Here is a 683-nt window from a genome sequence, read left to right on the forward strand (position 1 = left end):
CCGGCGCAGCTGCGCCAGCGGGCGCTTCGGCCGGAGCGGCGGCGGGCGCCGCGCCCTGGGTCGCAGCGCGCTCGCGCGCGACCAGGTGGTCGGTGATGCGCAGCATGTCCTCGAAGCTCTTGCCCTTGACCAGGTACTTGCCGTTGACCACCAGCGAGGGGCTGGAGCTGACGCCCGAGCGCTGCATGAATTGTTCGGCGCGCTTGAGCTTGGCGTTGATCGCGAAGCTGTTCATGGTGCCGATGAAGTCCTGCGGCTTGGCGCCGAACTTGGCGTAAAACTCGCCGAATTGCTGGTCGGTGACGTTTTGGTAGGACAGCGACTGGTCGATGTGCACGGCGCGGAACATCGCCTCGTGCGACTTCTCGAGCAGGCCCAGGGTCTGCGCGGTGTAGAACGCCTTCGCGAACGGGATCGGATTGGCGCCGAACGGGCCGGCGATCGGGGTGAACTTCACGTCGGCGGTCTGCTTGGCGCGCCAGTCGAGCACCTGCGGTTCGAACTGGGCGCAGTGCGGGCAGGTGTAGCTGAAGATCTCGGCGACTTCGATCTTGCCGGCGACCGGCTCGTAGGGCTGGCCGGCCGGGATTTCCTCGTAGTCGGCGCCGACCACCGGGGCCGGGCCGGCCGGCGGCGTGGCCACGGCGGCGGGCTGGATCGTCGTCGCTTCCGGTGCGGCCGGG

The 683-nt window shown here is 69.1% G+C and carries 1 protein-coding gene; it reads right to left on the minus strand.

The annotated features are described in order from the left end of the window. Positions 1–683: thiol:disulfide interchange protein DsbA/DsbL (locus ACSAMQ_RS20600; protein WP_435397441.1), on the minus strand; the 683-nt coding region annotated here is incomplete at both ends.

Origin of the sequence: Lysobacter sp. 1R34A, assembly GCF_051217035.1 — a bacterium.
GTDB lineage: Bacteria > Pseudomonadota > Gammaproteobacteria > Xanthomonadales > Xanthomonadaceae > Lysobacter.